Here is a 24,573-nt window from a genome sequence, read left to right as displayed (position 1 = left end):
CCAGATCAGCGAGAAAAACCCAATTCTCCGTAACCATCGTACACCGGCCGCTTGGGACTTAACTCCACATGCGCGCCTACATCCTCGCTAAAAAGTGAGATCGTGACATGTAATATTTCAGAGTACTGGAGTAGCGGCTCGATATGAGGCGGCACTTCACCAAAAGCTTCTAATGGAATTTCAAGCGAAACGTTAACAACTAGCTTGCAGCATGCATGAGCGTTGCTTACTTCGTCCAGCATTAATCTTTCGCAGCCGAGATCTAGCACAACAGGACCGCCGGACTCGTCAACTATGGATATTTCCTTGGAAGAAATCTCTCGCCCACGAACAGCGGTAGAATATCTAGGTCTTTCTCCAACACACCAGCCAACAATAACCTTTCGCTGGACAGCCCCAAACTCGCCAAAGTCAAAATCATTAAGGCGCACCACTGCACCACCAATTTCCAACTTACCACTAGCTACCAACCTTGAATCATTAACCGTTATAAAACTGATTTTAGCGCTTTTCATCAACTGCACCCCGGCAAACTTGCACCTTTAGATCGCGCCCATGCTTTGGTAGCCGCCCAACCTTCAGCAGGAGAAACATTCACAGCAATGATACGCCCAGAATTTCCGTTCTCGACAAATCTTAAATCTCCTCTAAAGTGTGAAATTTCCGATTATTATAATGAGCCTCAAGCGACTGCAGCCATTTCTCATTCGTTAGACCTTCGGATTTAAAAGCATCCAGCGTCAATGCCGGCTTGGTACTTGCGGCCAAACCGTTGTAACCGTGCATACCGCTGTGCTCCATTCTATTCCATTGTCCTGGCTGCAGCCAGAACATGGAGGTAACATTATTAAACGATTTGAATGGAGTTATCCCCAAAGAAGTAGCCAGCGAATGTGAAACCATGTGATGACCTACTTTAACTGGGTTAGCCAACGGCATCCAGCCGAGAGGATCAATCCACAGTGTTGGGTTCGGACCGTAACGATAAAGATTATCCCCGCCCATCAGGCCCAATGGGTCCTGTACGATAAATCTACCCATTTCAGGATCATAATAACGGAATGTATTATAATGCAGCCCTGTCTCGGCATCGAAGTACTGGCCCTCAAAGCGTAGGTTCTGCTCGACCTCACTGACCGTCATTTGCTCAATCGCTCCCCAAGACCGATATGTCGCCTGCCAGACAATTTGGCCTTCGCTATCAGTCAGCTCCAACGGCGTACCAATCTGGTCAGTGTGGAAGTAATAGACCTTCTGCTCGTTCCCTTCCGCATGGTCCACACGTGCCAACCGCGCATAGCTACCAGGCTCATAGAGATACAGAATGCTCTGCCCCGGCGTCTCCTCGCGCAGCACCCTCAGTCCTTGCCAGAGGAAGTGCTTCTGTTCCGAGGTGCCGTCGATTTCAGCGGTTTTGGCAATCCGCCGCCCCAGGCTGTCATAGCGGTAATTCCCGACGCTGTGCAATTGTCCATTAACCAGCGTTTCAGCGCGAACCAGCCGGTTCTCGCAGTCATAGCTGAAACTCTGCAGCTTGCTGTGCCCCGAGCGCTTCTCGATCAGATTGCCCCACGGGTCGTAACGGTACTCCTGATCGCGCCAGCGCTTGATGCGGTTGCCCTTGACCTTCTCCAGTTGCCGCGCATTGAAGTCCAGCCGGTTGGCCGCCGGGTCGTAGCCGAACTCTTCGCTACCTATAAGCGAGCCGGTATCGCGGCTGTGCAATTGGCCGTTGGCTTCGTACTCGTACTTGATCTCTCCACGCACCTTGTCCAGCGTGCGCACCAATTCGCCCGCTGGGTCGTACTGGTAGCGACGGTGAATCGGGTTGTAGGCATGCTCCACTAGCAACGAGGTATTGATACCGGGGTTGTGCACCTGCGACAGCTTTTCTGCCGGCAGCGTGTACGCAAATTGCCATGCCTTGCGTTCCATCGCATCGTAATCAAAGCAACTGGTCAGCTTGCCGTCGGTGCGATACACCTCGCGGTACAGGTCATCACTACCGCTGCTGCCGTCAACCATCACTCACGCCCACCTCGTGCATCCGTTTGCTAGCTCGATACGTATGACTGTGCGAGATCAGTGTGTCACGCACAGCATACGTTACATATGATATGTGAGTGCTCGCTTACAGCAAGACGGGAAAATTACAAATCAAAAAACTCATCGTTATCCTGATAATAATTTAGCGCTTTAATATAGTCCCCGTAAGATGCATCAGGACTTTGCTCTGCCAGCAATGTTACAACGTCAACAAATTGCTGCCCAGAATATAAATAGCACAGCCCTGCTTTTTTAACAGACTCTGGAAATACCTCCTTATCATCCTTCACGTCTGGGTAATCCGCGACAAGATAGTGCGCACTCAGATCGAGGCGATCTTGATCCTCACCATAAATACAAAACTCATCATCTTGCTCTGCAAAAAACCTCACATGATCAATTATCTCTGAAAGCGCATAAAATTTATTCTTTAATAACATTTAATAACTCCAGTATGTTAACCGCAGCAAATTTTTCCCGTTGCGCCGTCAAGCTTCCCTTTTCACCCTTGAGCGTCGCCACCCCATATATCTCGACCACCCTTACCAATCGGGTGGCATAGCCCATGATTAGCTTTATGATCCATACGATCTACAAGAGATAGCCTATTGACATCTGCATGATGGTGCCATATTAAACCAGGCGTGCCGGCACTTTTGTTCCCCGCGTTAGCCCACCCCTCAAGCTTAGGATAGCGATTCAGCATATCCTTCCTGAACTCAGGCTCGATCTCCATTCTATTTAACAGATCTGCATTTGCCCTATTAAACTGAACGGCATCGCTGGAGTAGCGATACTTAGGACCCAGCGCGTGATCGTAAAAAATATCATATCTGCCGTTGTTCGGCCTATTTGCCAAACCGAGAGGATCAATCCAAGACAAAGCATTAATAGCATATCTGTATAAATTAACTCGTCCTTGCAACCCAATAGGATCTTGGGTCACAAACTGCCCAACACCTGAGTCATAATAACGGAACATGTTGTAATGCAGCTCAGTTTCAGCATCAAAATACTGACCTTGGAATCTCAAATTCTGATCGATGTTTGTAACGACTAGCTGATCTACCGAACCCTAAGAGCGATACGTCGCCTGCCAAACGATCTCGCCTTCGCTGTTACTTAACTCTAATGGCGTCCCAATCTGATCCGTATGGCCGCCGGGTCGTAGCGGAACTCTTCGTTGCCAATGAGGGAACCAGTATCGCGGCTATGCAACTGGCCGTTGGCTTCGTATTCGTACTTGATTTCGCCACGCAGCTTGTCCAGCGTGCGCATCAATTCGCCCGCCGGGTCGTACTGGTAGCGACGGTGAATCGGGTTGTAGGCGTGCTCCACTAGCAGCGAGGTGTTGATGCCCGGATTCTGCACTTGCGACAGCTTCTCTGCAGGCAGCGTCGAAGCAAACTGCCACGCCTTGCGCCCCATGGCGTCGTAGCCAAAGCAACTGGTCAGCTTGCCCTGCGTGCGATACACCTCGCGGTGCAGGTCATCGCGTTCCATGTCGCTGATGACCTGGCCGTCCAGGTTCAGCTGGTGCAGGTGACCGCTACCGTAGTACAGGTGGTTGACCTTGCGCCCGTCCGGCAGGGTCAGCGTGGTCAGGTTGCTCAGCGGGTCATATTCGTAGCCGAGTACGCCCTGTGGGGTGATTTCCTGGGTCAGTCGCCCCAGCAGGTCATAGGCGTATTCCAGCTTTTTTTCGGTGATGCCGAGTTGTTTGCCGATGCCGCTGGGTGGCCGTTCAATGCTCAGCAACCGGTCAACATCGTCATAGGCATAGTCTTGTCGCGCATCGCGGTTGAGCTTGGCCATCAGGCGGCCAATCGGATCGCGTTCGAACAGCGTTTCGCGCAGGGGCTGTTCACCGTTCTCGCCGTAGCCGATTTCGTCCAGCCGGGTAAGATGGCCGCCGTCGTTGTAGGTGAAGCGCCGGGTCAGGTTGTCCACCCGCACTTCTTCCACCAGCCGGTCCGACGCATCGTAGGCAAAGCGGTACGGCATGCTGTTTTCGTTGACCAATGCAGTCAGGCGGAGGGCCTTGTCGTACTCGTAGCGAACTTGCTGACCTTTGGCATCATTCGATCATTCATAGAAATCAGTTTTACAGCAGAATTCTGGACGACTTTAAAGATCGAGGGGGCTTCCAAGAGATTAAAACACCCAAAGCTCCGAGCGCAGCATTAACATCGCCTAGATCCTTTTCTTCTACCTGCCAAATCCACATACCGTTAGGCATTTCACCAAGGGTGCCGTGCCGCCCGTCACTAAGAATCCAATCGCGAAGCATCATCCCTTCAACTTCTATATGGAGATGCATCTCATTCAACACATTTATTGGATAGACCATCCGTAGCATATTGTTATTATAGCGTTCCGCGCCCCTAAACCTCCCCCCTGTCTCTCTTGCGAACAACACTGGATTCTCGTAGTTATAAAGACTGACCAGATTCTCTCCTTGAGCATAATAAAAGCCTTCGGAAACATCATCAGCCTCGTAGAATATCGCATACTTAAATTCCGAAGAGTCGCAAACCTTTCGAATAAATGCCACAAACTCCTGCTCTCCAAAGAGCGACTTTACACACTGCGCGTCAATATGAAAAAAACCACCAAAATCCTCAGTTGAATAGCCAAAAGATGCATCCCACAGCCTACCGCTACTATTTTCAGAATAAAGCCTAAACGAAGTAACATTACCGGCACGTATTTCGTCCTTCAGTTCGACTACTGAAAGCTCAACGAAGTCAAGATCTTCCTCGCTCCTATCCTCTCTATACTTATAATATCCAGAAGTTATAATATCAAACCCTATAATCGAAAAAAAATCCAACCCAATCGCAAAGGCGGTCTCGACAGGGGTTTTATCGACACCATATATTGCTACAGCGCTAGATACTGACATAACAGCCCCTCATATACTCTCAATTAAATTATCCAAAACACTTTTTATTTTTGATGCATTGTAAGGATGTTTCAATACGACAATGTTACCCTGACCGGTTTTTGGCAAATTAGTCATAGCAGCCTGATTACGTGCCGTCAACGATGGCAGTTTGCCTCCCATATCAGTTTTGGATGCTAACTCTATGGCGTGAACCCTGCCAGCCTTGTCAATAGCCATTATGTCGGGACGCCTGCCTGAAACCCCCTTACCATTTGCAAAGCTGTACGACCTGTTCATATAAATCTCTTTGAACTTACCGCTCATCGCTAACTTATTAGCGATGACCTCAGAGAACTGATCATGACCTGGCGTACCATCTTTTTGCCCCTTACCAAATACTTTTGCACCGTTAACTTCCCGCATCGGACAAGGGGCCAACCCTAATGGATCGACCCAAGTAATCGGGCTAGACACATACGCATACAGATTATTCCCACCCTCTAGCCCTAAAGGGTCTTGAGTGAAGAAGCGGCCTATTTCAGGATCGTAGTATCTAAAGATGTTGTAATGCAGGTTACTTTCAATATCGAAGTACTGACCTTGGAATCGGAGATTCTGCTCGACCTCACTAACGGCCAACTGCTCTATGGAGCCCCACGAGCGATATGTCGCTTGCCAGACGATTTTGCCCTCGCTATTGCTAAGCTCCAACGGCGTACCTATCTGGTCAGTATGGAAATAATAGACCTTCTGCTCGTCTCCTTCCGCTTGATCCACTCGCGCTAACGGCGCATAGCTACCCGGCTCATACAAATACAGAATGCTCTGCCCCGGCGTCTCCTCGCGCAGCATCCGCAATCCTTGCCATAGGAAGTGCTTCTGCTCCGTCGCGCCTTCGATTTCAGCGGTTTTGGCAATCCGCCGCCCCAGGCTGTCATAGCGATAAGCGCCCGTACTTTCCAGCTTGCCGTTGACCACTGTCTCGGCACGCACCAGCCGGTTCTCGCAGTCATAGCTAAAGCTCTGCAGCTTGCTGTGCCCCGAGCGCTTCTCGATCAGGTTCCCCCACGGGTCGTAGCGGTACTCCTGATCCCGCCAACGCTTGATACGGTTGTCCTTGACCTTCTCCAACTGCCGCGCATTGAAGTCCAGGCGGTTGGCTGCCGGGTCGTAGCGGAACTCTTCGCTGCCGACCAACGAGCCGGTATCGCGGCTATGCAACTGGCCGTTGGCTTCGTATTCGTACTTGATTTCGCCACGCAGCTTGTCCAGCGTGCGCACCAATTCGCCCGCCGGGTCGTACTGGTAGCGACGGTGAATCGGGTTGTAGGCGTGCTCCACCAACAGCGAGGTGTTGATGCCCGGGTTCTGCACTTGCGACAGCTTTTCTGCCGGCAGGGTCGAAGCAAACTGCCACGCCTTGCGCCCCATGGCGTCGTAGCCACAGCAACTGGTCAGCTTGCCCTGTGTGCGATACACCTCGCGGTGCAGGTCATCGCGTTCCATGTCGCTGATGACCTGGCCGTCCAGGTTCAGCTGGTGCAGGTGGCCGCTGCCGTAGTACAGGTGGTTGACCGTGCGCCCGTCCGGCAAAGTCAGGGTGGTCAGGTTGCTTAGCGGGTCGTATTCGTAGCCGAGCACACCTTGTGGGGTGATTTCCTGGGTCAGTCGCCCCAGCAGGTCATAGGCGTATTCCAGCTTTTCTTCGGTGATGCCGAGTTGTTTGCCGATGCCGCTGGGTTGCCGCTCAATGCTCAGCAACCGGTCAACATCGTCATAGGCATAGTCTTGTCGCGCATCACGGTTGAGCTTGGCCATCAGGCGGCCAATGGGGTCGCGTTCGAACAGCGTTTCGCGCTGGGGCTGTTCACCGTTCTCGCCGTAGCCGATTTCGTCCAGCCGGGTAAGATGGCCGCCGTCGTTGTAGGTGAAACGCCGCGTCAGGTTGTCCACCCGCACTTCTTCCACCAGCCGGTCCGACGCATCGTAGGTAAAGCGGTACGGCATGCTGTTTTCGTTGACCAACGCGGTCAGGCGCACGGCCTTGTCGTACTCATAGCGAACTTGCTGACCTTTGGCATCCTGGCGGCTGCTCGGCAGGCCTCGGGCGGTGCGCAGCAGGCGGGTAGTCTGGCCCTTACCATCGGTGTGGGTCAGCACCTGGCCGTAGACGTTGTAGGTAAACGTCTCTGCCGTGCCGTCCGGATGGTCGATCTTGACCACCTCCCCATCCGGTTTGCGTTCCAGCATGGTGGTCTGGTTCAACGCATCGGTCACGGCCACGAGGTGATGGCGCTCGTCGTAGCGGTAATAGGTGTTCTTGCCCGAACAGTCCTGATACCGCTCGACCTGGGCCAGGGTGTTCCACCACAGGTGCTTGGACTTGTACGTCGCATCGATGATGGTGTGCGGCAGGCCATCATCGCTGTTGAGGTACTCGGTCATCTGGCCCAGCGCATCGATTTCGGCGAGCAGGTTTCCCTTGTCGTCGTAGCGCGCCTGCCAGGTGCTGCCGTCCGGGTAAGTGACCTTGGTTACCAGGGTGGTCAGGTGATGGTATTCGTAGGCGATGGTGCGGCCCAGCGGGTCGGTTTCTTCGAGCAGGCGGGCGAACTCGTCGTACTTGAAGTGCAACTGGTTGCCGTCCGGCAGGGTCAGGCCGACCATGTTGCCGAAATCGTCCAGGTCGATGGCGTAGCGCTCGCCGCCGTAGTCGCGGCTGGCGATGACGCGGTGGTCGGCGTTGTACTGCACCTCCAGCTCGCGGCCGAGTACGTCCGTGGCCCAGCTGATGCGCTGGGTGAAGTCGTAGCGGAAGTGGAAGTGCTCGCCGTCGCTGGTCCAGTGCTCGACCACGCTCAGCGTGCCTTGTATGGTGCAGGTGCAGTGCAGGAAGTGGCCGAGGCCGTTTTTTAAAGCGTTGCAGCAGTTTGGCACTTCGCCAACAGGACTGAGGCTTGTGCCTCAGTCCTTAATTTAGATTTTTAAAGATCAACTGGTTAGACAAGCGGAATTTGCAACGCCAACCATACCCTTTGTAAACTCATGGGACTCCAACCCTGCCAATCAAAATCCTTAGCTACTAATAATGCTTACGATAAGCTCAGTTAATTTTCACTAACAGGAAGTTCAGAGCTATAAGATCGGTCGAATCAAAACATGCTCACCCGCCGACCAAGTCAAGGCAGAAAATTACCACCATCATAAATTGCAAATGAGAGCAACGTTACAGGCATAACTTGTTAAACTTTCACAGTTACAATAGCCCACCGAAACAATTTGCATCAGAAGCATCTTGAGCCCCAGACCGTGCTATAGCTTTAATCGAATCGCTTCGCTTTCGTCATCACCATCTCACCAAGTCGTATCACTTACCCCGCCCAAAAAAATGCTTCAATGACTCTGGCAATTGAGCAAAAATCTGAGTTTCGAAGCGCTGCGACATCATTAAGATCAATCGCCACCTCAGACCAGGACAATTCCGACTTAATAAAGAGCCTCGCAAACCAGCATGTTGCAGCGGTGCTTTTTTAGTTCATGCCACCATCTATTAAATCGCAATTCCAAAAAGTGGCTGAAGAGTATCTTAGCCTGTGGCAAGGCAGGACTTCTCGCCAATTGCTTGCTAAACTCTCGGAGCTCCGTAGCGGCATCACAGAAGCCTACCGCTACTACCCCCCACTCCTACACAGATCTGCTCACCTCGGAAAGCACCCGGAAACATAACTAGCCAAAAGCTTACTAATAAAATCCACGCTGTGGAACTTAGAAGCCGATTCTGCAATAAGTCCAAAATCATCCGAGATATAACCTGCAACTTCAGAATTACTCACAAGAGAAAAAACCTTTTTGAAGACCAACTCTCTTATCTCACTTACAATTACCTCGCTCCCGCAGACAGGGTAATCAAGAGCCTTAAGCTCTTCAAAAGCGCTGACCCACGCCTCATCAAACTCAGGCTCGTCACGCTCATCTAAAGCGTTATCCCAGTCACTAACACCATTCAAGATAGTTTCAAAAAAACCATCTCTCTCAACAATCTGCTTTATAGAATCCAAAGAATCACTCATCTCAAGCCACTCTCTTTAAGCCAGTTTTCAATTAAATCAACCGCTGCGCGCGGAGTAACACTTTCCCCAAGTACATGAGTTCCATTTGGAGAAACCACATCTACCTTTATGTGATCCAAATCTTTATATGCCTCTCGATACGCAGAAAAAAGCTGATCATCAGTGCCCTTGAAGTCTCCTTGTCGTGGACCAATTGGCCCTCGTTCCGCCTCATGTAGAAGCCAATGTTCATGCTCTGGATTTTCCCCCTTTGGAAATAATGTCGGCCTGGTTTTATCAGATCTCGATACGGCAAAAGGTCTTCCTTTAGACTTCCGTACCGATGGAACATGATGCCCAGACTTACTCACACCCATCCCTTTCTTTTCGCACCAGCCCCATGGGTCGATTCTATTAAAGGGATTAGAAACATAGCTATAAAGATTGTATCCGCCCAACAGGCCTATCGGGTCATGGCTGATGAAGCGACCGGTTTCAGGATCATAATATCTAAAAGTATTGTAATGCAGTCCCGTCTCGTCATCATAGTACTGACCTTGGAAACGTAGATTCTGCTCAATGTTACTGATGGTAAGCTGCTCAATCGCTCCCCAAGAACGATACGTCGCCTGCCAAACGATCTCGCCTTCGCTGTTACTTAACTCTAATGGCGTCCCAATCTGGTCCGTATGGAAGTAGTAGACCGTCTGCTCTTCCCCTTCAGCCTGATCAACGCGAGCCAACGGCGCATAGCTGCCCGGCTCGTAGAGATAGAGGATGCTCCGCCCCGGCATCTCCTCACCCAGCATCCTCAGCCCTTGCCAGAGGAAACGCTTCTGCTCGGTGGTGCCGTTGATCTCGGACTGCTTGGCTACCCGTCGACCCAGGCTGTCATAGCGATACGCGCCGGTGCTTTCCAACTTGCCATTGACCAGCGTCTCAGCCCGAACCAGCCGGTTCTCGCAGTCATAGCTAAAGCTCTGCAACTTGCTATGCCCCGAGCGCTTCTCGATCAGGTTGCCCCACGGGTCGTAGCGGTACTCCTGATCCCGCCAACGCTTGATGCGATTGTCCTTGACCTTCTCCAACTGCCGCGCATTGAAGTCCAGTCGGTTGGCTGCCGGGTCGTAGCGGAACTCTTCGCTGCCAATGATGGAACCAGTATCGCGGCTATGCAACTGGCCGTTGGCTTCGTATTCGTACTTGATCTCGCCACGCAATTTGTCGAGGGTGCGTACCAACTCTCCAGCCGGGTCGTACTGGTAACGGCGGTAAATCGGGTTGTACGCATGCTCCACCAGCAACGACGTATTGATGCCGGGGTTGTGCACTTGCGACAGCTTCTCTGCAGGCAGCGTCGAAGCAAACTGCCACGCCTTGCGCCCCATGGCGTCGTAGCCAAAGCAACTGGTCAGCTTGCCCTGCGTGCGATATACCTCGCGGTGCAGGTCATCGCGTTCCATGTCGCTGATGACCTGGCCGTCCAGGTTCAGCTGGTGCAGGTGCCCGCTGCCGTAGTACAGGTGGTTGACCTTGCGCCCGTCCGGCAGGGTCAGCGTGGTCAGGTTGCTCAGCGGATCATATTCGTAGCCGAGTACGCCTTGTGGGGTGATTTCCTGGGTCAGTCGCCCCAGCAGGTCATAGGCGTATTCCAGCTTTTCTTCGGTAATGCCGAGTTGTTTGCCGATGCCGCTGGGTTGCCGTTCAATGCTCAGCAACCGGTCAACATCGTCATAGGCATAGTCTTGTCGCGCATCGCGGTTGAGCTTGGCCATCAGGCGGCCAATTGGGTCGCGTTCGAACAGCGTTTCGCGCTGGGGCTGTTCACCGTTCTCGCCGTAACCAATTTCATCCAGCCGGGTCAGATGACCGCCGTCGTTGTAGGTGAAGCGCCGCGTCAGGTTGTCCACCCGCACTTCTTCAATCAGCCGGTCCGAGGCATCGTAGGCAAAGCGGTACGGCATGCTGTTTTCGTTGACCAATGCAGTCAGGCGGATGGCCTTGTCGTACTCGTAGCGAACTTGCTGACCTTTGGCATCCTGGCGGCTGCTCGGCAGGCCTCGGGCGGTGCGCAACAAACGCGTGGTCTGGCCCTTGCCATCGGTATGGGTCAGCACCTGGCCGTACGGGTTGTAGGTAAAGGTCTCTGCCGTGCCGTCCGGGTGGTCGATCTTGACCACCTCCCCGTCCGGTTTGCGTTCCAGCATGGTGGTCTGGTTCAACGCATCGGTCACGGCCACCAGGTGATGGCGCTCGTCGTAGCGGTAATAGGTGTTCTTGCCCGAACAGTCCTGATACCGCTCGACCTGGGCCAGGGTGTTCCACCACAGGTGCTTGGATTTGTACGTCGCATCGATGATGGTGTGCGGCAGGCCATCATCGCCGTTGAGATACTCGGTCATCTGGCCCAGCGCGTCGATTTCGGCGAGCAGGTTGCCCTTGTCGTCGTAGCGCGCCTGCCAGGTGCTGCCGTCCGGGTAGGTGACCTTGGTTACCAGGGTGGTCAGGTGATGGTATTCGTAGGTGATGGTACGGCCCAGCGGGTCGGTTTCTTCGAGCAGGCGGGCGAACTCGTCGTACTTGAAGTGCAGCTGGTTGCCGTCCGGCAGGGTCAGGCCGACCATGTTGCCGAAATCGTCCAGGTCGATGGCGTAGCGCTCGCCGCCGTAGTCGCGGCTGGCAAACACCCGGTGGTCGGCGTTGTACTGCACCTCCAGCTCGCGGCCGAGTACGTCCGTGGCCCAGCTGATGCGCTGGGTGAAGTCGTAGCGGAAGTGGAAGTGCTCGCCGTCGCTGGTCCAGTGCTCGACCACGCGCGGCTGGCCATTGAGGGTTTCCCAGCGGTAATGGCAGGTCAGGCCCAGGGCATTACTGTGGCTTGCCATTACGCCGTCGGCGTAGCTGAAGCTGCGCACGGTGTCGCCGTTGCGGTTGATCACCGTGCTGAGCTGGCCGTGTTCGTCGTAGCGGTATTGAGCCAGGGTTTCGACCGCTTCGTTATTCACTACCCGCTTGATGTCGGTCAGCCGGCCCAGCGGGTTGTCGTAATGCAGGTGCACGCGGGTGCCACCGGTGGCACTGATATCAGTCAGCCTGCCATCCTCAGTGCGGGTGAAGTGCAGGAAGTGGCCGAGGGCATTTTCGATGCGCTGCAGCGGCACGTCGGTGTCGGTGTCTGGCACTTCGCCGAAGTAGAAGAACAGGTTGTCCAGCGTCTGCAGAATGTAGTGGCCGCCCTCGGTGCACACCAGGTACACCTGCTCGTGGGGGTTGTAGATGCGTTCGCCCGGCTGCAGGGTCACGAATGGCACTTCGCGGCCCTGGTTGTCGGTGAGGTAGATGAAGCTGCCCTTGCGGCGCAGGCTTTGTTCCCACGGAAGTACCCAGCCGCGGCCGAGCACGCTGTCGACTGTCAGGTCGCTGGCGTAGAAGCGCGACCACTCGATGGGCATCAGGCCGGGCAGGCTAAAGTCGATTTCGTCGGGGATGAGTTTGCGGCCGGTGGTCAGGTCTACCGGGTTACCGGTGAGGGCGCCCATGGCCCGCTGCGCTACCGGTTCAACCACATAGCGGCTGGCGACTTCGCCGGCGACAAAGCCTGCGGTGAACTTCAGGGCGCAGGGCATGACGGCTTTCATGCCGGCCTGGGTGCCGGCCTTGATCAGCTGGGCGATACCGCCGGCGGCACCGGCGACGGCCATCAGCACGTCTACGGTCGTGCGCAGCCATTTCGGGACTTCGTCGTCCACGGGCAGATATTGGTAGGTACCACCGCCAATCAACACGTTGTCCGAACCACCGGAAATGGTCGCACCACAGGTCAGTTTGTCGCCCTTGCGTGCAGCCGCAACGCTATTGATGAAGACGTTGGTCGAGCCTTCGGCGATCTTCACCGGCCCTGGGTGTTTGTCGCAGGCGCCGATGCTTTTTTCAACGCGTGCGGCTTTGAGGCTGTTGATGAACACATTGGGTGAGGCGGTGGCTATCGTCCCTGAGGGGGATGACCTACTTCGCCCCCACGCCTCCCCCGCAGCAGTGAGCAAGCTACCACCGATGCCCGCTGCCATACCGGCCAGCAGTGCGACGCCAAACCCACAGGTGAAGGTGGCGATGGCCACCGTGGCCACCAGCGCGATACCCAGGGCGGCTCCAAGAAGGAACCCTCCGAGTGCACTGGTGTGCGCGATTTCGTCGCCAAACCGGGCTGCTTCGAACATGAGGGGTTACTCCTGTTCGCTTGGCTCGGTAGTCGTCCCACCGTTCGTACGGGGCTGGAAGCTGGCCAGCAGGTTTTGCCAGTCCTGATTCTGTTCAGGGCTGAAGTCTGCCTGGGCTGTGGTGGAGAAAATCAGTGCGCGTTCAGGCGTCAGCAGAAACGCGGCCTGGCGCTGGTAAAACGGGCGGCCTTCATTGATGTAGTACGCATCGATCTGCAGCCCCTCGATGGGCGCTGTGGTCGACAGGGTGACGGCTTTCGTGCCCAGGAGCGAGTAGTTGCGCAGCTTTGACGAAAGCATTTTCACCTGCCGTTCGACGTAGGCTTTCAACGCCTCCCCCGGCAAAAGGTTGTCCCTGGAAACCGTGATACTCAAGGGAGCAGGAATACTGGCACCCAATACGAACATGTTGACGGTGCGGTCCTGAAAGCCCTCTGGCAACACGATGCCGCCTTCCTGCAGTTGATAGTCCATGTAATGAAAATTCCTGATAACGAAAAAGGTTGAGCCTCAGTTGCCGACAAGGCCTGCCAGCATGCTGTCAAACTCGATCAGCCAGAGGCTGAGCGCTGGCCTGGAGGGGTCGACCACACACGAGATGTCGACCCACTGCAATCTGTCCTGTCCTTCGACTGGGACCAGAGCCCCAACCAGCCTGCCATGCCGTTGCTCAAGGCCGGCCGAAAAATGAAAATCCAGGACCTTGGCTGCATTGCCGGCAAGGCTGCAATCACGCTGCCGGATTACGCGCAATGTCGTGTTCGACTCACGCAGCGCCTGTATCGAGGCGTCGAACAATTGCTCCAAGGTTTGCTGCGCGGGCGCATCGCGGCGCCGTATTTTTAGCGAGACAGGTTCGCCTTCATGCTCGAGGGTGGTCTGGATGTCGCGAAAACGAAAGCCGGCCGGAAACTGCAGGTTGAAGCCACCGAAGGTAAACCCGCTGGCCACGTCCCGCAGCGCCACAGGTACCGGTTCGGGTTCCGGCTCAGGCTCCGGCTCGAGTACCGAGGATGCCTCTGCCAGTTTGGCCAGGCGCGCCTCCTCCTCCAGCGCTTCCCGCTTGGCGGAGATACGGTCGTAGATAGAGGGTTTGTACATGAGCCTGGCCTCAGTCGTTGATCCGCACCGGGGCGCCAGTGATCTTGGTGATGTCGGTACTGGTGGTGGTAATGACTTTGCCCTTGATCTGGATGCCTTCAGGGGTCAGCGTGATGCTGCTGTCGCCGACCTTCAGGATGATGTGCTGCTTGGCCGCCACCTGAATGAACTGGTTGTCGACCTGCAAGGTGTAGGAGCCCTCGGTCACTTTCACCACGGTGTCTTTCTTGACCGTTTCGTTGTGCGTACCGCCAACAGTGATCGTGCGGTTGTTCCCCACTTCATGTTTCTCGTCCAGCTCGATCTCGGTGTCCATGTTCCGCTCGGCGTGCATGATGATCTGCTCGGCGCCGGCCTTGTCTTCAAAGCGGAAGAAGTTCGCGGTACCGCCGTCGCCCTTCATCGAACGGGTCAGGAAACCACTCTGGGTCTTGTTCGCTGGCAACGACCATGGGGGGGTGTTGCTGCTGTTGTACAGGCTGCCCATGATCAGCGGGCGATCTGGGTTGCCGTCGAGGAACACCACCACCACTTCATCGCCGACGCGGGGGATCTGGATGCTGCCGAAGCCGCCGCTGGCACCGGACTGGGCAACGCGGACCCAGCAGGAACTCTGGTCGTTGAACTCACCGTTGCGGTCCCAGTGGAACTGCAGCTTCACACGCCCCAGTTCGTCGGTATAGATCTCTTCGCCGGGCGGGCCGACGACGATGGCCGTTTGGGGCCCGGAGATGCCTGCCCTAGGCGTGCTCAATGACGGGCGGAACGGGATTTTGCGCCGGATACAGGTAAAGCTGTTCCCGTAGCCTGCCTCACCGTCATTGGCGTAATTGTTACGCCCCCAGTGAGTGACAGATAGCAGAAGAAACTGGCGATCGTCCGGCGTGTCGTTGTCGTGATCGTAATGCTGGCTAAGCTCGAAGTAATGACCCGGCTCCATGGCGCGACAATTACTCTTGCCGTGGAATGTCTTGCCGTCCACCTCTATTGCCTCGAGCCGACGCCGAGCCTTGCGCAGGCCCTCATCTGAATCGGCGTAGCCGTAAAGGCCTTCGTATTCGAAGACTTCGTACTGGCCGACCTCGCCCTGCTGGTTGACGGAATTCAGCTGTACCAGATGCGGGTTGGCAGGTTGCTTGTAGTCGAACGACTTTAGAGCCAAGCGCGTTGGCTGCATCCGCCGCGCCGAAGACCACGCGGTGATCGAGTCTGCAGTTTCAGTTACCGACGCACTGTGGTAACGGATCAGCGGCTGGCGCTCCAACTGCGGAAGGATGCTGCTGTCATCGCTGATGATCATGCGATGGCCTTCCTGAGAATGCTCGAAAGTGAAGAACAGACCTTCATGTTCAAGCATACGCAGCACGAAATTCAGGTCAGATTCCTGATACTGCGTACAGTAACTGATCGGTTTGAGCGGTTGGCTCAGGCGGAATTCATGGTCGGCCAAGGTCAGGTAGTAGTCGAAGACTTCCTTGACGATCTGCTCGGTGGTCTTGTCTTGGAAGATGCGCGAATCACGGCGACGGCTGAGAATCCAGAGCCATGGCACCAGCTCTGCGCTGTAGTTAGCAATACCCCCGTCGGCACCGGTATGCACGAAGTCAGACACATGCGCACTGAGGTATCTGGTACTCCCATCGGCAAGCGCGATGCCTACAGTTACCTTCTTGCCAATGAGTTTCTTGAGCTCGATCCGAGCATCCTGGGAGATGAGTTCTGCCTGGAAGCTGAAGAGTTCCGAAATCGCCTCGCGGCCGCTGAAACTAAGCAGTTGGAGCTCTTGTTCGGGAGGCAAAGGTGAGTCGAAGGTGAACAGGCGTTTATTCTGCGTGAGCATCGACTCGAGGGCGTCCGTAATCATTTCAATGCATCCTGCATCAAGCTGGAAATCTACCAATGAAAACGTGGTTCGCCGGTGCTGTCAAATGATGCCATTAAGCCATCCCCCTTTCACCCAAGCTGAAATCACCTGACGTCATGACCATGAGTTTGCTCTGGCTGACGTCTGAGGTGTAGGCTCCCTGCGCATAGCCATGAGGCAGCATATAGCGAATTTTTCAGGGAGCACCGCGATGAGCGTGAGTGAGAGCCAACTCAGCCAACTTGACCGGGAGATGGATTCTAACCACATGGAAATGGTGATGATGCCGATTGAAGCTTTCCAGGCACAGGACCGCTCCACACCGCAAGCACACGCCGTAACACAGCCTCCGCAGGTATGCACTCGCACACAGGCAGACCTGCTGAGCGGCATCGGGCAAAGTGTCAAGTCTGCCTACAACGGGCTGCCTCATACGTTTGTGAATACCACATGGGGCGTTCCCGCAGCCATGGCCGCCTGGGATGCACGTAACGCGGCTTCTTTCGTTAGAGATATGGGTGGTTTACTCACCAAGATACGCTACACCTTTTACAAGGGTAAACAGTACGTAATTATCACGGGGTACCCTGGGTTACGTAAAACGCTCAATGCGCCGCGCTATGGTATTCAGAACGCAAAACTGATCAGCATGGGCATCGGCAAATACGGCATTCGCGGTTCCTCTCTCAAGGCGCTTAAGCTCTCTTGCTATGTAGCCGTCGGTATCGAAGTCGCGGAGTGGGCGTTTGGCGACGAGCACGTGATGAGTGACTTGTTTGGTGGTATCGGGGTGGAGTTGGTGAAAGCTGGGATTGCGACAGCAGTCGGATATGCTGTTGGGCTTGCTATTGGCACAATGGCCACTTTCGCCGCCGCACCGGTGATCGCGGGTGCGGCTGTTGTGTTCGCAGTGGGCTGGGGGCTTAACGTACTCGACGCCGAATACGGGATAAAAAATTCTGTTAAAGCCGGACTCCGCTACGCCGTAGATAACATTCAATATCTACACCAGCAGGCCAGCCTCATCAGCGTTGAAGACATGCAAAAATACGCAGAAGAAACCGTCACGAACATTGTAAGTGAAATTGCGGAGAACCTGTACAGCGAGGCCAAGCGTTGGGCACTTAGAAAATTGCAGCCTGGAGACCTCAATTTACCTGGGTGGCCGTCATTGCCTGAGCTGCCGTCCATGCCCTCCGTCCCGACTTTCAATCTGCCAAAGTTCTAACAATGACCACACATCGCCCTTATGAATTTCACGAGCGCTCACCGTATATCTTCCGCCTCGTAGCTTTTAGTATTTGTCTATTGACCGCCGCTTTAGGCCTCCTTTCAGCCAACTGGTTTGTAAGCGACATACTGCCGCTATTCGGCAGCCTGTTTACAGATACACCCATTGTAGTCACACCCTATTTGGGCTTTATGCTCATCGCCATGTGCACCGTTAGCCCCATACTCGTCATAACCTCCGCTTACGCATGCTGGCGCGCCAAAAAGTTTGACCCACCTATCAACTCTCGCCTTTATCGATTCCAGTATCAATCTTACAAATTGACATTATGGTCAATGATTTGCATAGCGCCAGCACTGGCTGTACTTGTAACGCTTGGTTTGTGGGTAAAGGGGTACACGCCGTGTCAAAAATTGCTGATCTCCGGATCAGCATGGAAGGTATATTGGGTAAACGATGCGCGGTACTGCTTCAAGCCTGATTTCTACACTAACGACAACCAGCCCTGTAAGCGCATCGGGGACAAGAATGTATGCGTACAAATTGACAGTCGCTAACCAGCTGTAGAAAAGGAGCCACGAAATCTCTCTGCGGCTCCTTATTAAACGAGCTTGACCCTCCTGCAACATAGCGGAACGTTAAGCCCCCCCCTTTCACATTTTGGATACTGACTGCATCACGCGTGGTGGTACTCAGGGCGTGGCAACAGGTCAAGCACAATACTGTGGCGATCAAAAAACCATATATAACGACATGGTAATTGTGCAAATCACTTCTTCAGTCATGCCAGCCAGATAGTGACACCTGCGCTCCAGCCAGCGCCAACCCCAACGATGGCGGGGCCAATCATGAAGATGCTACTGAAAGAACATCAGTCAGAATAATGACTCCCTGCAACAGTGAACATTAGCGCGCCCGCACGGCAAATAGCCTACCCAGCCACGAGGCAGCCCGCATGCTCTGAATAGCCTCAATGTCCATGAAAATGTAATGACCGTTTTCCTTCGCCTCGCGCGCTTTCAGGTCTCTGAGCGCACTGATCTTGTCGCGATTATAAAAAACCATATACACAGAGATGAGCATAAGGAAATAGATCAACCCGGTGGCCGGCACGTCATGACTTTTCATCAGGGGGTAAATTACGCTGCTCAAGCCCGCGGCCAAACCTGCCTGCCACCAACTAACTTGCTGAGGCGGCTCTATGGATTCAACGCGGCGCCCTTTGTATTGGAGAATGTCATTTTTGCTGCGCCAGTAATAAGCTGCCGCGTAGGCCAACAACACCAACACGACAGGCGCGAGGCCTAACATCAACGACGCTGGCGCACTCAGCTTCATTTTCTTGAACGTAATACCCAATATCAGCAACGACGCGAACATTGGCGCACACGACACATTGAAGAACACGCGCAAATTCGCGAAGCTTACAAAGTACTCAGTCCGATAAGCACAATGGATACACCACAGCGTCATTGCGACCACCACAATGAATGCTGGTATAGCGAAAAGCGTTGGGTTCAGACCGATCATAAGTACAGTGACTATTACGACCAGCGTCCAGGCCGACCAAATCTTTGCAAAAAATCTATCCGTGGTAAACATAAGTCTATTTGCTACCTACTAATAAATCACCCTATTCGCCCCCAACCCGAAGCCCCTTGTAGAAAGCAGCAAACCTGGGAGTGATTCGTACCTCAACGACGTGGCGCAAGATCCCGTTCTGCGAGCCGCTCACCAGAGGAAGGCTTGAGCATCAGTTGTCGGCATACACCAGCTCATCGAGTTCGTCAGTTGCCGGCGAATGCTCAAACAAGCGGCTTGCCAAGTGACCTATACGGTGCGACCTGGCCACCTTGGCTACCCACTCGGGCGGCATTCCCGATACCCCGTACAAGGCACCCGCCAACTGCCCCGCCGTGGCGGCCACGCTGTCGGCATCGTCGGCAAGGTTGGCCGCGAGCAGAATCGCATCCTTGAAATTATCAGTGTGCCAAACCGCCCAGAGCGCTGCTTCGAGGGTGTCGACCACATAGCCAGAAGAGCGAATCTGCTCTCGTGATTTGAGCTTGTATTCGCCAGCATTGATGATCTGCGGCCGAGATTTCAGCGGGCGCACTTTGGCTGCCAGCGCCTCGTGTTTGTCGGCGCCATTGAGTGCCAGATGCAACTGCGCGCCGAACAGGCTGCAACACTCCAGTACTTCGGGCGCGCTATGTGTGACTAGGCTCTGTGTGGCACATTCTCGCCAGGTCGCCGAGAGCGAGTGGCGACGAAAAATGGCAGTGGGCGCAAGCCTGATCAGCGAACCATTGCCAGCAGACGAGGGCTCGGCATTCCCTTGCCAAGCAAGCCCCTCAGCTTCCCACCCTTCGAGCGCGCGCCGAGTGACATTGCCGATGTCGAAACAGCGCCCGTTGACGCTGTTCTCGCCCTGGCGGTACCAACGCACCAGTGCATCTGCAAAAGTCGCGAAATCGAACCTGCCCTTGGCCTCGTAAGTATCGGCCAGGCACAGCGCCATGCTGGTATCGTCGGTCCACTCGCCGGGCGCCAGACGGAACGGGCCACCACCGACCATGTCTGTAACCTGGCCCTGACCGCGGCGCTGAAACTCCAGTGTGGTCCCCACCGCATCACCGATTGCCAGGCCCAGCAGTGCGCCCTGTGCGCGGTCGAGTGCTTGTTCGCGTGAAAGCGTGCAAGGCCTGTCGCTAAGCCAGGCTGGCTTGATGCGTGGCAATATGGGCGGGTCTGGATCGTATACGTACTCCATGCGTTGCTGTAACTGGGGGGATACGTCGGGGACCAGGTCGATGTAACGCTGGGCGTATTCGCTCAGGACTGCGTCCGGGCTTCTCAGGTCGATCATGCTGGCTCCTTGCAAAGGCTTGCGCTCATCCATCGGCCCATTTTGCTGACCTGGTCAGCCCCTGACAACACCGCCAGACAGGCTCTGGCAAAATCAACGATCAAGGACAGCAAGGAACGCTGACCTCATCATGAAATCTCATCCCGAACTCCATGTCAGATCCCCGCTGCTCTTTCGCTGCGTGGCCATCGGCTTTGCGCTGTGCATGCTAGCGGTGTGCGCACTTGCGTTCTACGTGCTGTGGACCGAACTGCTGCCGCTTTATGGGCGCCTCTACAGAAATGCACCCGTTGTGGAGACGCCGCTCATGAGTTTTTTCGTACTCGCGGCGATTCCGGGGACGCCCTACTCGCTCGTTGTCTGCGCCTTCGCGGTATGGACCGGTCAGAAATTCGACCCGCCCAAAAAGTCCAGGCTTCACACCTTCGAAATCCGGTCGTTGCAGTTGATGTTCGCGATAATGTGCTGCGCTGCCCCGGCCATGATCATTGCGACCACGGCCACACTCTCTGCGAAGGGCTACTGGTCTTGCCCAAAGCTCCGTATTTCAGGCTCCGCATGGCAGATGTTCTGGGTGAACGATGAGCGCATATGCTTTACGCCCGATTCCTACATCAACGACCATTGGCCGTGCAAAGTTGTGGGGGAGAAGACTATTTGCGTCCAGGTGGACGGTAGGTAGCAACGCCACGACCTGCCGCCGAACGGCACGGTCGAGGTGGGATGGCACCGGCTTTGCCGGTGATCGCCGGCAAGCCGGCTCCCACAGGGGTGGACTGCCCTTGGACAAATCTCATCAATACTGGAAAAGAACCAGGCAAGCGGTGCCACAATCGTCGGCGCACATGACGCTCAAGCGGTTGCGACCAGCGTGCCAATAGCGGCCTGGGTCAAATATCCAAAGCCCACACCTCACCCTCCTGTGGGCCGGCTTGCCGGCGATCAAGGGCGCAGCCCGTGCCAGTCATCCTGCCGAACACGCAGCTCAACTATGCGGTTGCTGGAGTATGAACACCTTGCTCCAGGCTGCCACATGCGGCGTATTCCGTCGCATTGCCATCATTGAAAGGCCCGTGGTAAAGCCCTCGCAGCACCACCAGGGCCACCCAGAAATGCGACCTGCTTCACCTTTTGCAAAATATTTTCCAATCTCTTTTTCAGCTGTTTTCACAGGCCTCAAGCCCCTTCCCCACGGGCCCGAGCCCAGATTTTACGCACTCAAAACCCCTGACCGATATCAATGCGACATCATTGCGCTGCGTCACAAACAGGGAAAAAATCGCGGCCCTCACAGGAACTTCTTCCAACGTGGGGTGCCCTACACGGCATTACTGGCAACACGATATTCATGTGCCAGTACCGAGTTTCCAGTCCACGCCAGCGGCGTATCAGGACGATTCAAAAGGCTCATGGACGATGTACCGATGACAGAGACGTTTGATGTCGAAGCACTGATCAAGCTGCGTAGCCAAACGCGGGCAATCTCCGATGCGCTCAAGGCGCAGGCGGCCGATTACCTCGCTACCGTGGCGCCGCTGATCCGTCCGCAAACGCTGTTCGGCGAATACCTGCAGGGGGCGCAACGCAGCAGCGGGCGCGAAACCCAAGGCCACTTCCAGTCGCTTATCGAACTGTACGAACGCATCGGCTCGGCCACGCCTTTCCAGCTGGTCAGCGAGCTGGAAGTGCCGCTTAACCTCATCAGCACCACCCCCGAATTGTTCCCCCTCGAATACGACAAGGTCCTGGCCCCCAGCGGGCAGGTCATCCGCGTCACCAGCCCTGTGCGCTGGGTCGTGGGTTTTCAGGGCTTCGAGCTGGCGCGCTTTCGCAATGTCATCAGCGACCCCAACCGCAGCAGCGCAGAGCTGTACCGCTTCGTGGTGCACTACCTGGTGCTGTTCTACTGCCTGAGCAAGTCGCCTGGCCTTGGCCGCCTGTTCGAAGGCTTGCGCTTTGGCTTGAGCTTCGAACGCCTCAAAGGCATGGGCGACCTGCCTTTCTGCGTCATCAGCTCGCCGGTGCGTTCGGAACTTCCCGACGATTCGGTCATCCGTAGCAGCACGCAAATTGCCGGCAACACCAGTTTCGAAGAGCTGGTGGGCCGCGACAACATTCTGGAAATGAACGACGAAATCCGTCAGCGCCTGCTGCTGACGATCGAAGGACTGTAACGCGCAGGCCCCGCCGGGCCGCGCCATGATTCGCAGCGAATTGCTCGCACTGGAGAACACGATGGCGAAGAAGGAAAGTACCCAGCACAAACTCGACCGCGTTCGCGCGCCGCGGGTTCACATCACTTACGACGTGGACATCGGTGATGCGATCGAGAAAAAGGAGCTGCCCTTTGTCGTTGGCGTGCTGGGCGATTTTTCCGGCAACCCGCTGGAGCCCTTGCCCAAGCTCAAGGACCGCAAGTTCGTCTTCATCGACCGCGACAACTTCAACGGCGTGCTCAAAGGCATCAAGCCGCGCCTGACCTACCGCGTCGACAACACCCTGGCCAAGAACGGCACCCAGCTGGGCGTGGAGCTGAACTTCAACAGCATGGAAGACTTCGAGCCGCAGAACGTGGTGAAGCAAGTCGAGCCGCTGCGCAAGCTCTTGGAAGTGCGTAACAAGCTGGCCGACCTGCGCAACAAGATGGGCGGCAACGACAAGCTCGAAGAGCTGCTGATGGACGTGCTGCAGAACACCGAGAAGCTGAAAACCCTGGGCAAGGAATTCGGTCGCGAAGCCGCCGTCCCCGCCGCCGATGGCAAAGAGTAAGCAGGAGCCAGACGATGACCGACAAGCAAACACTGCCACAACAGGACACCGACCTGGTCGAGGTGGAAACCTTCGCCCCGCAGGCCTCGCTGCTCGACAGCATCATTTCGCAAAGCCGTGTGGCCCGCTCCGACACCGAGCGCAACCGCACCCGTGACCTGATCGGTGAGCTGGTCAACCAGGTGCTCGAGGGCGAGATGACCCCGAGCAAAGACCTGATCGCCGTGCTCGACGCGCGCATCGCCGAGATCGACTCGATGCTCTCCGAGCAGATGAACGAGATCATGCACGCCCGTGAATTCCAGCAGCTGGAAGCCTCCTGGCGCGGCCTGAAGTATCAGGTTGACCAGACTGAAACCAGCACCACGCTGAAGATCCACCTGCTCAACGCCTCGAAGAAGGACCTGGTGCGCGACCTCAAGGCCGCCAGCGAATTCGACCAGAGCGCGCTGTTCAAGAAGGTGTACGAAGAAGAGTACGGCACCTTCGGTGGCGCCCCGTTCGGCATGCTGATCGGTGACTACGAATTCAACCGCAACCCCGAAGACATGTACCTGCTCGAAGAGATCTCGCACGTGGCCGCTGCGGCCCACGCGCCGTTCATTTCGGCCGCCTCGCCCGAGCTGTTTGGCTGGGACTCGTTCACCGACATGTCCGGCCCGCGTGACTTGGCGAAAATCTTCGACACGGTCGAATACGCCAAGTGGAAGTCGTTCCGCGCCTCGGAGGACTCGCGCTATGTCGGCCTGACCCTGCCGCATGTGCTCGGCCGCCTGCCATACGGCCCTGATACCACTCCGGTGGAAGAATTCAACTTCGTCGAAAGCGTCGACGGCCGTGACCACAACAAATACCTGTGGATGAACGCCGCCTACGCCCTGGGCACCCGCGTCACCGATGCCTTCTCGCGCTACGGCTGGTGCGTGGCCATCCGCGGCGTCGAAGGTGGCGGCCTGGTAGAAGGCCTGCCAACCCATACCTTCAAGACCGATGACGGCGAAATCGCCCTCAAATGCCCAACTGAAATCGCCATCACCGACCGCCGTGAAAAAGAGCTGTCGGACCTTGGCTTCATCCCGCTCGTGCATTGCAAGGGCACCGACTACGCCGCGTTCTTCGGCACCCAGTCGGCGCAGAAGCAGAAGCAATACAACACCGACATCGCCAATGCCAACGCACGCCTCTCGGCGCAGCTGCAGTACATTTTCGCCACCTCGCGCATTGCCCACTACATGAAGGCGATCATGCGCGACAAGATCGGCAGCTTCGCCTCGCGCATGGACGTCGAGCGTTTCCTCAACCAGTGGCTGGCCAGCTATGTGCTGCTCGACGACACCGCCAGCCAGGAGGCCAAGGCCAAGTTCCCGCTGCGCGAAGCCCGTGCCGAGGTGTTCGAGGTGCCAGGCAAGCCAGGTGTGTACAAGGCCGTGACCTACCTGCGCCCGCACTACCAGCTCGACGAACTGACCGCTTCGCTGCGCCTGGTCGCAGAGCTGCCGCAAGGCGCTCGCGGCTAACCGGCCTGCGTGTTCAAGGATGA

16 protein-coding genes and 3 pseudogenes are annotated in these 24,573 nt (G+C 55.6%); 5 read left to right on the top strand and 14 right to left on the bottom strand.

The genetic code is table 11. The features are described from left to right. Positions 1–5: 5 nt before the first annotated feature. The 12 genes and pseudogenes from OSW16_RS12595 to tssI all read right to left on the bottom strand — a co-directional run bounded on the left by OSW16_RS12595 (position 6) and on the right by tssI (position 16,164). A complete protein-coding gene (locus OSW16_RS12595) occupies positions 6–515 on the bottom strand; it encodes a hypothetical protein (RefSeq protein ID WP_267823562.1) in 510 nt (169 codons plus the stop codon). A gap of 427 nt (positions 516–942) precedes the next feature. Further along, a pseudogene (locus tag OSW16_RS12590) lies at positions 943–2,004 on the bottom strand (RHS repeat domain-containing protein); the annotation flags it as partial. A gap of 146 nt (positions 2,005–2,150) precedes the next feature. Continuing rightward, positions 2,151–2,486, bottom strand: a complete 336-nt coding sequence (locus OSW16_RS12585) for a DUF7716 domain-containing protein (RefSeq protein ID WP_267823560.1) — start codon at positions 2,484–2,486, stop codon at positions 2,151–2,153. A gap of 62 nt (positions 2,487–2,548) precedes the next feature. After that, positions 2,549–2,680, bottom strand: coding sequence for an HNH endonuclease (locus OSW16_RS27095; RefSeq protein WP_418942184.1), 132 nt, complete (start codon positions 2,678–2,680; stop codon positions 2,549–2,551). Continuing rightward, a pseudogene (locus tag OSW16_RS12575) lies at positions 2,672–4,125 on the bottom strand (RHS repeat protein); the annotation flags it as partial. The pseudogene OSW16_RS12575 and the gene OSW16_RS27095, both read right to left, overlap by 9 nt. Positions 4,126–4,150: 25 nt before the next feature. Continuing rightward, the gene (locus OSW16_RS12570; protein WP_267823557.1) at positions 4,151–4,951 is read right to left on the bottom strand and encodes a hypothetical protein; all 801 of its coding nucleotides are present in this window, start codon (positions 4,949–4,951) and stop codon (positions 4,151–4,153) included. A 9-nt stretch (positions 4,952–4,960) separates the two neighbouring features. After that, positions 4,961–7,789: pseudogene (locus tag OSW16_RS12565) on the bottom strand (RHS repeat-associated core domain-containing protein); the annotation flags it as partial. 842 nt (positions 7,790–8,631) lie between these two features. Then, on the bottom strand, positions 8,632–9,003 hold the full coding sequence (locus OSW16_RS12560) for a hypothetical protein (protein ID WP_267823556.1): 372 nt from the start codon (positions 9,001–9,003) through the stop codon (positions 8,632–8,634). After that, positions 9,000–13,199 carry an RHS repeat-associated core domain-containing protein gene (locus OSW16_RS12555; protein WP_267823554.1) on the bottom strand — a complete coding sequence of 1,400 codons (4,200 nt, stop codon included), beginning with the start codon at positions 13,197–13,199 and terminating at the stop codon, positions 9,000–9,002. Before OSW16_RS12555 ends, OSW16_RS12560 begins: the two co-directional genes overlap by 4 nt. Before the next feature lie 6 nt (positions 13,200–13,205). Further along, positions 13,206–13,673 carry a DUF1795 domain-containing protein gene (locus tag OSW16_RS12550; protein WP_267823552.1) on the bottom strand — a complete coding sequence of 156 codons (468 nt, stop codon included), beginning with the start codon at positions 13,671–13,673 and terminating at the stop codon, positions 13,206–13,208. A 36-nt stretch (positions 13,674–13,709) separates the two neighbouring features. Then, positions 13,710–14,300, bottom strand: a complete 591-nt coding sequence (locus OSW16_RS12545; RefSeq protein WP_267823550.1) for a hypothetical protein — start codon at positions 14,298–14,300, stop codon at positions 13,710–13,712. A 10-nt stretch (positions 14,301–14,310) separates the two neighbouring features. Further along, positions 14,311–16,164: a type VI secretion system tip protein TssI/VgrG gene (tssI, locus tag OSW16_RS12540; protein WP_267823548.1), complete on the bottom strand. Its 1,854-nt coding sequence runs from the start codon at positions 16,162–16,164 to the stop codon at positions 14,311–14,313. 211 nt (positions 16,165–16,375) lie between these two features. On the opposite strand from tssI, the gene OSW16_RS12535 reads away from it, so the two are divergent. Beyond that, entirely contained in the window at positions 16,376–17,392 is a 1,017-nt protein-coding gene (locus tag OSW16_RS12535) for a hypothetical protein (protein ID WP_241807112.1), read from the top strand. Between the two features lie 909 nt (positions 17,393–18,301). Here the strand turns inward: OSW16_RS12535 and OSW16_RS12530 are convergent. Beyond that, positions 18,302–18,925 (bottom strand): hypothetical protein, encoded by a 624-nt coding sequence (locus OSW16_RS12530; protein ID WP_267823545.1) that lies wholly within the window; start codon positions 18,923–18,925, stop codon positions 18,302–18,304. Positions 18,926–19,148: 223 nt separating this feature from the next. Further along, positions 19,149–20,264 (bottom strand): ADP-ribosylarginine hydrolase Tri1, encoded by a 1,116-nt coding sequence (gene tri1, locus OSW16_RS12525; protein ID WP_267823543.1) that lies wholly within the window; start codon positions 20,262–20,264, stop codon positions 19,149–19,151. Between the two features lie 130 nt (positions 20,265–20,394). Here tri1 and OSW16_RS12520 point away from each other — a divergent pair, with 130 nt between their 5' ends. From OSW16_RS12520 to tssC, 4 genes are all read left to right on the top strand, one after another. Next, positions 20,395–20,946 (top strand): hypothetical protein, encoded by a 552-nt coding sequence (locus OSW16_RS12520; protein WP_267823541.1) that lies wholly within the window; start codon positions 20,395–20,397, stop codon positions 20,944–20,946. 742 nt (positions 20,947–21,688) lie between these two features. Beyond that, the gene (locus OSW16_RS12515; RefSeq protein ID WP_267823539.1) at positions 21,689–22,438 is read left to right on the top strand and encodes a hypothetical protein; all 750 of its coding nucleotides are present in this window, start codon (positions 21,689–21,691) and stop codon (positions 22,436–22,438) included. A 61-nt stretch (positions 22,439–22,499) separates the two neighbouring features. After that, complete coding sequence (gene tssB / locus OSW16_RS12510; RefSeq protein ID WP_012314370.1) at positions 22,500–23,033, top strand: type VI secretion system contractile sheath small subunit; 534 nt, start codon at positions 22,500–22,502, stop codon at positions 23,031–23,033. 14 nt (positions 23,034–23,047) lie between these two features. Beyond that, positions 23,048–24,550: a type VI secretion system contractile sheath large subunit gene (tssC, locus tag OSW16_RS12505; RefSeq protein ID WP_012314369.1), complete on the top strand. Its 1,503-nt coding sequence runs from the start codon at positions 23,048–23,050 to the stop codon at positions 24,548–24,550. Positions 24,551–24,573 lie beyond the last annotated feature (23 nt).

The sequence above is a fragment of the Pseudomonas putida genome (assembly GCF_026625125.1).
In the GTDB taxonomy this organism is placed as follows: domain Bacteria; phylum Pseudomonadota; class Gammaproteobacteria; order Pseudomonadales; family Pseudomonadaceae; genus Aquipseudomonas; species Aquipseudomonas putida_X.
This window is presented reverse-complemented; position numbering and strand designations above follow the sequence as displayed.

What these genes read in the sequence shown, in the direction of transcription:
- OSW16_RS12595 (WP_267823562.1), bottom strand. Translation starts at nt 515, where the DNA reads ATGAAAAGCGCTAAAATCAGTTTTATAACGGTTAATGATTCAAGGTTG.
- OSW16_RS12585 (WP_267823560.1), bottom strand. Translation starts at nt 2,486, where the DNA reads ATGTTATTAAAGAATAAATTTTATGCGCTTTCAGAGATAATTGATCAT.
- OSW16_RS12570 (WP_267823557.1), bottom strand. Translation starts at nt 4,951, where the DNA reads ATGTCAGTATCTAGCGCTGTAGCAATATATGGTGTCGATAAAACCCCT.
- OSW16_RS12560 (WP_267823556.1), bottom strand. Translation starts at nt 9,003, where the DNA reads ATGAGTGATTCTTTGGATTCTATAAAGCAGATTGTTGAGAGAGATGGT.
- OSW16_RS12555 (WP_267823554.1), bottom strand. Translation starts at nt 13,199, where the DNA reads ATGTTCGAAGCAGCCCGGTTTGGCGACGAAATCGCGCACACCAGTGCA.
- OSW16_RS12550 (WP_267823552.1), bottom strand. Translation starts at nt 13,673, where the DNA reads ATGGACTATCAACTGCAGGAAGGCGGCATCGTGTTGCCAGAGGGCTTT.
- OSW16_RS12545 (WP_267823550.1), bottom strand. Translation starts at nt 14,300, where the DNA reads ATGTACAAACCCTCTATCTACGACCGTATCTCCGCCAAGCGGGAAGCG.
- tssI (WP_267823548.1), bottom strand. Translation starts at nt 16,164, where the DNA reads ATGATTACGGACGCCCTCGAGTCGATGCTCACGCAGAATAAACGCCTG.
- OSW16_RS12535 (WP_241807112.1), top strand. Translation starts at nt 16,376, where the DNA reads ATGAGCGTGAGTGAGAGCCAACTCAGCCAACTTGACCGGGAGATGGAT.
- OSW16_RS12530 (WP_267823545.1), bottom strand. Translation starts at nt 18,925, where the DNA reads ATGATCGGTCTGAACCCAACGCTTTTCGCTATACCAGCATTCATTGTG.
- tri1 (WP_267823543.1), bottom strand. Translation starts at nt 20,264, where the DNA reads ATGATCGACCTGAGAAGCCCGGACGCAGTCCTGAGCGAATACGCCCAG.
- OSW16_RS12520 (WP_267823541.1), top strand. Translation starts at nt 20,395, where the DNA reads ATGAAATCTCATCCCGAACTCCATGTCAGATCCCCGCTGCTCTTTCGC.
- OSW16_RS12515 (WP_267823539.1), top strand. Translation starts at nt 21,689, where the DNA reads ATGACAGAGACGTTTGATGTCGAAGCACTGATCAAGCTGCGTAGCCAA.
- tssB (WP_012314370.1), top strand. Translation starts at nt 22,500, where the DNA reads ATGGCGAAGAAGGAAAGTACCCAGCACAAACTCGACCGCGTTCGCGCG.
- tssC (WP_012314369.1), top strand. Translation starts at nt 23,048, where the DNA reads ATGACCGACAAGCAAACACTGCCACAACAGGACACCGACCTGGTCGAG.